The sequence below is a fragment of the Delftia sp. ZNC0008 genome (assembly GCF_000799035.1).
Classification (GTDB): domain Bacteria; phylum Pseudomonadota; class Gammaproteobacteria; order Burkholderiales; family Burkholderiaceae_C; genus Comamonas; species Comamonas tsuruhatensis.
Map to the genome: position 1 here is coordinate 1 of NZ_JTKZ01000891.1, position 7,664 is coordinate 7,664.

The 7,664-nt window shown below is 69.5% G+C and carries 8 protein-coding genes; 6 read left to right on the forward strand and 2 right to left on the reverse strand.

Going from position 1 to position 7,664, the window contains the following annotated elements; translation table 11 throughout:
• The 4 genes from L995_RS28665 to L995_RS28680 form a co-directional block, all read left to right on the forward strand.
• Window positions 1-907: ABC transporter substrate-binding protein (locus tag L995_RS28665; protein ID WP_047474780.1), on the forward strand; the 907-nt coding region annotated here is incomplete at its 5' end.
• Complete coding sequence (locus L995_RS28670; protein WP_047474781.1) at window positions 904-1,959, forward strand: ABC transporter permease; 1,056 nt, start codon at window positions 904-906, stop codon at window positions 1,957-1,959. The genes L995_RS28665 and L995_RS28670, both read left to right, overlap by 4 nt.
• The gene (locus L995_RS28675) at window positions 1,953-2,774 is read left to right on the forward strand and encodes an ABC transporter ATP-binding protein (protein WP_047474782.1); all 822 of its coding nucleotides are present in this window, start codon (window positions 1,953-1,955) and stop codon (window positions 2,772-2,774) included. The genes L995_RS28670 and L995_RS28675 overlap by 7 nt, the downstream gene beginning before the upstream one ends.
• Before the next feature lie 12 nt (window positions 2,775-2,786).
• Window positions 2,787-3,977 carry a c-type cytochrome gene (locus tag L995_RS28680; RefSeq protein ID WP_016450922.1) on the forward strand — a complete coding sequence of 397 codons (1,191 nt, stop codon included), beginning with the start codon at window positions 2,787-2,789 and terminating at the stop codon, window positions 3,975-3,977.
• A 45-nt stretch (window positions 3,978-4,022) separates the two neighbouring features.
• Here L995_RS28680 and L995_RS28685 read toward each other — a convergent pair whose 3' ends face one another.
• Both L995_RS28685 and L995_RS28690 read right to left on the reverse strand, forming a co-directional pair.
• Complete coding sequence (locus L995_RS28685) at window positions 4,023-4,304, reverse strand: type II toxin-antitoxin system RelE/ParE family toxin (protein WP_034364513.1); 282 nt, start codon at window positions 4,302-4,304, stop codon at window positions 4,023-4,025.
• Complete coding sequence (locus L995_RS28690) at window positions 4,301-4,582, reverse strand: hypothetical protein (RefSeq protein WP_016445493.1); 282 nt, start codon at window positions 4,580-4,582, stop codon at window positions 4,301-4,303. The genes L995_RS28685 and L995_RS28690 overlap by 4 nt, the downstream gene beginning before the upstream one ends.
• A 252-nt stretch (window positions 4,583-4,834) precedes the next feature.
• Between L995_RS28690 and L995_RS28695 the strand changes: the two genes are divergently transcribed.
• Both L995_RS28695 and L995_RS28700 read left to right on the forward strand, forming a co-directional pair.
• Window positions 4,835-5,308, forward strand: a complete 474-nt coding sequence (locus L995_RS28695) for a (2Fe-2S)-binding protein (protein ID WP_012207419.1) — start codon at window positions 4,835-4,837, stop codon at window positions 5,306-5,308.
• A gap of 14 nt (window positions 5,309-5,322) precedes the next feature.
• Window positions 5,323-7,590 carry a xanthine dehydrogenase family protein molybdopterin-binding subunit gene (locus L995_RS28700; protein ID WP_047474783.1) on the forward strand — a complete coding sequence of 756 codons (2,268 nt, stop codon included), beginning with the start codon at window positions 5,323-5,325 and terminating at the stop codon, window positions 7,588-7,590.
• Window positions 7,591-7,664 lie beyond the last annotated feature (74 nt).

The following is a 7,664-nucleotide window of genomic DNA, read 5'->3' on the forward strand; positions in this document are numbered from 1 at the left end:
CCGCGTCCAGAAGATCACCTTTGCCTGGAGCCAGGCCAGCTTCTGCCATTCGCCCATTCCCGTGGCGCTGGAGCGCGGCTTTTTCGAGCGCAACGGCCTGGACGTGGAACTGCTGAACTGGGGCGGCTCAGCCGACCAGTTGCTGGAGGCGCTGGCCACGGGCAAGGCCGATGCGGGCGCGGGCCTGATCCATCGCTGGATCAAGCCGCTGGAGGCGGGGCTGGATGTCAAGCTCATCGGCAGCGTGCACGGCGGCTGCCTGCGCCTGGTGGGCCTGAAGTCGGCCGGCGTCACGCTGGACCCCAGCACGCTCAAGGGCAAGACCATCGGCGTGGCCGATCTCAACAGCCCGGCCAAGCAGTTCTATTCCATCCACCTGGCCAAGCGCGGCCTGGATGTGGACAAGGACATCGAATGGCGCGTCTACCCGGCCGACCTGCTGGATGTGGCCGCCAAGAAGGGCGAGATCCAGGCCATTGCCGACGGCGACCCCAATCTCTACCTGATCGAGAAACGCAACCCCGGCACCTTCCTCGAACTGGGCAACAGCGCCAAGAACGAATACGCCGAAAGCATTTGCTGCGTGATCGGCGCAGGCGCAAAGTTCGCCCGGGCCAACAAGCCCGCAGCGGCCAGCGTGGTGCGCGCGCTCACCCAGGCCTCGGACTACATCGCCGAGAACCCCAACGAAACGGCGAAGATCTTTGCCAAGTACTCGCCCAAGGTGCCCGTCGAGGACCTGCAGCGCCTGCTGGCCGAGCTGACCTTCAAGCACCATCCGCACGGCAAGCCGCTGCGCGACGAGGTCCAGGCCTTTGCGGCCGACTTCCGCACGGCCGGCGTGCTCAAGAAGCAGACCGACCCTGGCCGCTTTGCCAGCCACATCACGCTGGACGTCCTCGCATGAGCACCGCAAGACCACGCTGGCGCCTGGGCGCCACGGATGCTGCACCCGGCCTGGAACGGGAACAGGCGCAGGACTCGCGCAAGGCAGGCCCCTGGCGCACCGGCCTGCTGGCCGCCGCCGCCTGGGCCGGCCTGGGCATGCTGACCCTGCTGTGGCCCAACAAGGAGATCGGCTTCAGCGAATGGGCATTCACGCAGGAATTCGGCATTGCCGCCCTGGCCGTGGCCCTGTTGCTGCTGGCATCGGCCGTGCTGCCTGTACGAGGCGCACGGCGCGTACGGCGCATCGACCGCTGGCTGCGCCCGGCCGGTGCCTGGCTGGTGGCCGCGCCGCTGCTGCTGGCGCTGTGGGAGACGCTGACGGCCAAGCTCGGCGCGCTGCCGCCGCCGTTCTTCGCACCGCCGCAAAGCCTGATCGACGTGGTCCATGAGGACTGGCAGCGCCTGGGCCTGTCCACGCTGTATTCGCTGCGGCTGCTGCTCAACGGCATCATGTTCGGCGCGGTGATCGGGTTTCTCACGGGCGTGTGGATAGGCTGGTCGCGCATCGCGGGCTACTGGGTGCATCCGCTGCTGCGCTTCCTGGGGCCGGTGCCGGCCTCGGCCCTGCTGCCGCTGGCCTTTTTCTTCGCGCCGTCGAGCTACTCGGCAGCCGTGTTCCTGGTGGCGCTGGCCACGTTCTTCCCGGTGGCCGTGCTGACCTGGTCGGGCGTGGCATCGGTCAGCAAGAGCTACTACGACGTGGCGCGCACGCTGGGCGCATCGCCCTGGTTCCTGGTGCTGCGCGTGGCCATCCCGGCCGCCCTGCCCCAGGTCTTCGTGGGCCTGTTCATGGGGCTGGGCGCCTCGTTCTCGGTGCTGATCACGGCCGAGATGATGGGCGTCAAGGCCGGCCTGGGCTGGTATCTGCAGTGGGCCCAGGGCTGGGCAGCCTACGCCAACATGTACACGGCGCTGCTGGTCATGGCCGTGCTGTGCTCGGGCCTGATCACGCTGCTGTTCACCGTGCGCGACCGCACGCTGTCGTGGCAGAAGGGAACCGTCAAATGGTGATTGCCGCAGAACACGCCGCCAACGCCGCAGCCACGCCCGCCATCGCCGGGGCGGCCCTAGCCGGCGCGGCCATCGATGTGCAGGCCGTCAGCCACTGGTTCGGCCAGGGGCAGGGCGCGCTGCAGGTGCTCGACGAGGTCAGCCTGCAGGTGCGGCCCGGCGAGTTCGTCGCCCTGCTGGGCCCCAGCGGCTGCGGCAAGTCCACGCTGCTGCGCCTGGTGGCCGGGCTGGACGCGCCCACGGCCGGCGCCGTGGCGCAGGACGGCACGGCCATCACCGAGCCCGATCCCTCACGCATCGTCGTCTTCCAGGACCCCACGCTGTTTCCCTGGCGCACGGTGCGCGGCAACGTGGCCCTGGGCCTGCAGGCACGCGGCCTGCTGGACAGCCAGTCCCACCGCATCGACGAGGCCCTGCGCCTGGTGGGACTGGAGGATTTCGCGGACAGCCATCCCCACCAGCTGTCGGGCGGCATGGCCCAGCGCGCGGCCCTGGCGCGCGCCCTGGTCAACGACCCGCGCCTGCTGATCCTGGACGAGCCGCTGGGCAAGCTCGACTCGCTGACACGGCTGGCCATGCAAAGCGAGATCCTCAAGATCTGGCAGCGCGCAGGCTTTTCCGTGCTGCTGGTCACCCACGATGTGGAAGAGGCCCTCTTCCTGGCCCACCGCGTGCTGGTCTTCAGCCAGCGGCCCGCCCGCATCGTGGCCGAGATCGATGTGGACCTGCCCTACCCGCGCCAGCGCGGCCACGCCCGCCTGTCCGAGCTGCGCCACGAGGCCCTGCGCCACCTGGGCCTGGACAAGACCTGGTAGCGCCCGCCTCCGATGCAACGCAGCGACTCCCCCGACTGGCTCAACCCCTTGATCGGCGCCATGCAGCAGGCCCAGGTCGGCCTGCTGCAGCTGCTGCACGGCCTGGGCCTGGCCGGCACGGTGGATGGGCAGCCCGCCTGGCCCTGGGCCCTGCGCCTGTCCGGCGAAAACCTGGTGATCGACCTGGGCCAGGCCCGGGGCCTGCTGTGGTCGCTGGCGGCCGTGGTCACCGCCATCGTTTTGCTGGTGCTGGCCCTGGCGCTGGTCCTGGTGCTGCGCCGCATCCGCCTGCCGGCCCTGGTGCTGACCGCGCTGGCCGCGCTCGCCCTGCTGCTGGCCCCCTGGCCGCGTGCCGACCTGATCCTGGTGCCCGCGCATGCCACCAGCTTCCATGCCTCGCCCACGGGCTTCAGCGTGGAGAGCATTGCGCGCGGCAGCGCGGTCTATGCCCAGCACTGCACGGCCTGCCACGGTGCCGATGGCCGGGGCCACGGCCCGCTGGCCGCCAGCCAGCCGGTCTGGCCCCCCAACTTCACCAGCCCGCTGCTGTGGCGCCGCGCAGATGGGGAATTGCTCTGGGCCATCCTTCATGACCGCCGCCCCGTGGAGTCTGGCGACGGCGCACGGGCACACGGCCAGGCCGACCGGCTGTCCAGCGACGACGCCTGGGCCCTGATCGACTTCATGAAGGCTCGCGCCGCAGGCCAGATGCTGCAGATCGCCGGCAGCTGGCCCTATCCCGTGGGACTTCCCGACATGGCCGTGCAGTGCGCAGGCCAGCCCGCACGCCGCCTGAGCACCTGGCAAAGCCGCCAGCAGCGGCTGAGGGTGGTGGCAGGCAGCGGCCCGGTGCAGGAAGACCCGCGCCTGGTCAGCCTGCAGCTGTCACCCGATGGCGGCAACCGCGCCGCCAGCGCCCTGGACTGCACCGTCAACGACCCGCGCGCCTGGCAGGCCATGGCCCTGCTCAGCGGCTCGGAGCAGCTGCAGGGCATGCAATGGCTGGGCGACCGCAGCGGCTGGCTGCGCGCGCTATCGCGTCCGGGCGCCCAGGGCTGGTCGGAGGACGACCTGGTCTGCCGCACGGACACGGTGGCCGAGGCCACCTCCGGCGCTGGCGCAGTGGCCGATGGCCTGAGCGCGCTGATTGCACGCATGGACGCCGAGCCCGTGCGGTTCATCAAGGGTGGGTTTGTGCATTGAGTTGTGCATTGATCAGGGCCATCCCGGCCTGGCATGCAGTTATCGTCACCGCGCTGGCGGCCACTGGCGCGCGGTGTGCACCAGAGCCAGCACCCAGACCGTCGTGCCATTGATCTCATAGACAAGGCGGTAGCTTCCATGGGGAATCAGCTCGCGCGTGCCGGCAATCCTGCCCGTTTTGCCCATCTTGGGATACGCGGCCAACCGGGCCGCTGCGTCGCTGAAAAGCAGGTCCATGCGCAAGGCTGCGCGAGGATTGTCAGCTGCGATGTAGTCCCAGATATCGGCGCGATCCTGCTGCGCCTGCGGCGTCCAGATGACTTTCACGCACGGTCTGCCGCAACCTGACGGCGCCGGGCAGCGAACTCGGCCTCGACTTCCTCATTCGAGCGGCCAAGTCCAGCGCGCATGGAGGCACGTCCCTCCTCGACCTTGCGCTGAAGATAGCCGTCATATTCGCGGGCCTTGCGGCGCTGCTCAATGTAGCCGCGCATCAACTCCCGCATGACCTGAGATGCGGGCCGGTCCTCGCCTGCGGCTTCGGCCATGAAGTCTTCGCGCAGCTCGGCTTCCAGTTTCATGGTGAAAACGGCTTCCTTGGGCATGATCCACTCCTGTGAAGATACCAACAAAGTATATACAACGTCAGTACCAAACACTTCAGAAACTCAACCGCTCCGCCCCATTCGCAACTTGCACTTGCCAATGCATCAATCAAATCAGGACTAGTTGCAAGCAAGGCCTCTTTCTATATTCGCGCCTCGACGGCGCCCGGCTTCCATGGGCCGCAGCTGCGCACGACACTACTGCGGGGACCCCACCCCTGCCTGACTGACCCACAACAAGGAGAGACTGCGATGACCGATCTCACCATCAACGGCAAGACCGTTTCCATGGACCTGGACCCCGAGACGCCCATTCTGTGGGCCCTGCGCGACACGCTGGAGATGACCGGCACCAAGTTCGGCTGCGGCGCGGCGCTGTGCGGCGCCTGCACGGTGCACATGAATGGCCAGGCCATACGTTCCTGCGTGACGCCGATCTCGGCGGCCGCGGGCCAGAAGATCACCACCATCGAGGCCATGACCTCGGGCTCCGACCGCGTGGGCACCGCCGTGCGCGATGCCTGGGTGCGCCACGACGTGGCCCAGTGCGGCTACTGCCAGAGCGGGCAGATCATGAGCGCCACGGCCTTCCTCAAGTCGCTGCCCAAGGGCAAGAAGCCCAGCGGCGAGGAGATAGACGCGGCCATGGCCGGCAACATCTGCCGCTGTGGAACCTATGCACGCATCCGCACGGCCGTGGCCGATGCCGCGCGCACCCTGGGCTGAACGGAGAACGCCGCATGCTGACCACCTTCAACCCCGCCGAACTGCCGCGCGCCCTGCAGCACATCCTGGACCGTGACGAGGCCACTGCCGCCATCGCCGACGCGCCTACCCTTGCACAGATCCCCCGCCGCAGCTTCCTCAAGATCGCCGGTGCCGGTTCGCTGGCCCTGGGCGTGTTTCCCGCCATGGCGCAGGCGCCGGGCAAGGGCGAGGCCGCCGGCCTCAAGCCCACCGAGCAGCCCGCCTCCTTCGTGGAGATCTCGCCCAATGGCGAAGTCACCGTGGCCATCAACCGCCTGGAATTCGGCCAGGGCGTGCACACCGCCCTGCCCCTGGTGCTGGCCGAGGAGCTGGACGCCGACTGGAGCAAGGTCCGCGCCCGCCTGGGCGGCAACGATGCGGCCTATGCCGATCCGCGCTACGGCATCCAGATGACGGGCGGCTCCACCGCCCTCAAGCACAGCTACACCCAGTACCGCGAGCTGGGCGCCCGTGCGCGCGCCATGCTGGTGGCCGCCGCCGCCGCGCAGTGGAAGGTGGACGCCGCCACGCTGCGCACGCGCGAGGGCTTCGTGCTCGGCCCCAATGGCAAGAAGCTGTCGTATGGCGAGCTGGCCCAGGCCGCCATGGCCCAGCCCGTGCCGGCCACCGTCGTGCTGAAGAATCCCAAGGACTTCCGCCTGATCGGCAAGCCCACGGGCCGCATCGACGCCCGGGCCAAGAGCAGCGGCCAGCAGAGCTTCGGCATCGACATGCACCTGCCGGGCCAGCTGACGGCGGTGATTGCACACCCGCCCGTGTTCAAGGCACAGCTGGCCTCGCTGGACGACGCTGCGGCGCGTGCCGTGCCCGGCGTCAAGGCCGTGCTGCGCGTGCCCGTGGACGGCGGCGGCGAAGGCGTGGCCGTGATCGCCACCGGCTACTGGCCTGCGCGCAAGGGCCGCGAGGCGCTGAAGGCGCAATGGAACACCGACGCCGTGGAGAAGGTGGACAGCGAACGCCAGCTGGCCCAGTACCGCGAGCTGGCCGCGCAGCCCGGCGCGCGCCACTTCGACGCCGATATCTCGGCGCTGGACAAGGCGCCGCGCCATATCGAAGCCGAGTTCAGCTTCCCCTACCTGGCCCATGCGCCCATGGAGCCGCTCAACTGCACGGTGCAGATGGGCGAGACCGGCGAGGCAGGTGCCGACCTCTACCTGGGCACGCAGTTCGCGGGCGTGGACGGCATGGCCGCCGCGCGCGTGCTGGGCCTCAAGCCCGAGCAGGTGCGCGTGCACGTGCAGATGGCCGGCGGCGGCTTTGGCCGCCGGGGCGTGGGCACCAGCGACTATGTGGTCGAGGCCTGCCAGGTGGCGCTGGCCGCGCGCCGCGCCGGCCTGAGCGCCCCCGTGCGCATGGTCTGGAGCCGCGAGGACGACATCAAGGGCGGCTACTACCGCCCCATGCACCTGCACCGCGCCAGGATCGGCTTCGACGAACGCGGTAAGGTGCTGGCCTGGGACCACGCCATCGTGGGCCAGTCCATCACGGCGGGCACCATGTTCGAGGGCGGCATGATCAAGAACGGCATCGACGCCACGGCCGTGGAGGGCATGCGCGAGCCCTATCCGCTGCCCATGCGCCTGACCGTGCACCACCCCAAGGTCAACGTGCCCGTGCTGTGGTGGCGCAGCGTGGGATCGACCCACACGGCCTTCGTCATGGAAACGCTGATCGACGAGATCGCGCGCAGCAGCCGCCAGGACCCCGTGGCCTACCGCATGCAGATGTTCGGCGACAAGCACCCGCGCCATCGCCTGGCCCTGCAGCTGGCCGTGGACAAGAGCGGCTACGGCAAGCGCCAGCTGCGCGCGGGCCGCGCCTGGGGCGTGGCCGTGCACGAGTCCTTCGACACGGTGGTGGCCTATGTGGTGGAGGCCTCGGTCAAGGACGGCCGCCCGGTGCTGCACAAGGCCACGGCCGGCGTGCACTGCAACCTGGCCGTGAACCCGCGCACCATCGAGGCGCAGGTGCAGGGCGCAGCGCTGATGGGCCTGTCCATGTGCCTGCCCGGCGCGGCGATCACGCTCAAGGACGGCGTGGTGGAGCAGAGCAACTTCGGCGACTTCGCCGTGCCGCGCATCACCGACATGCCCGAGATCGCCGTCCACGTCGTGCCCAGCGCCGAGCCGCCGACGGGCATGGGCGAGCCCGGCCTGCCGCCGCTGGCACCGGCCTTCGCCAACGCCGTGGCGCAGCTCACGGGCAAGCCCGTGCGCAAGCTGCCGTTCGACCTGGCGTGATCGAGCTGGCGTGATCGATCTGGCCTGAACGGCCGGACCTGATCCCGGTCAGCCCCCGGAAAGGGCGGACGCGG

Excerpts from the sequence above, each read along its gene's own strand:
- L995_RS28670 (WP_047474781.1), top strand. The coding sequence starts at position 904 with ATGAGCACCGCAAGACCACGCTGGCGCCTGGGCGCCACGGATGCTGCA.
- L995_RS28675 (WP_047474782.1), top strand. The coding sequence starts at position 1,953 with ATGGTGATTGCCGCAGAACACGCCGCCAACGCCGCAGCCACGCCCGCC.
- L995_RS28680 (WP_016450922.1), top strand. The coding sequence starts at position 2,787 with ATGCAACGCAGCGACTCCCCCGACTGGCTCAACCCCTTGATCGGCGCC.
- L995_RS28690 (WP_016445493.1), bottom strand. The coding sequence starts at position 4,582 with ATGCCCAAGGAAGCCGTTTTCACCATGAAACTGGAAGCCGAGCTGCGC.
- L995_RS28695 (WP_012207419.1), top strand. The coding sequence starts at position 4,835 with ATGACCGATCTCACCATCAACGGCAAGACCGTTTCCATGGACCTGGAC.
- L995_RS28700 (WP_047474783.1), top strand. The coding sequence starts at position 5,323 with ATGCTGACCACCTTCAACCCCGCCGAACTGCCGCGCGCCCTGCAGCAC.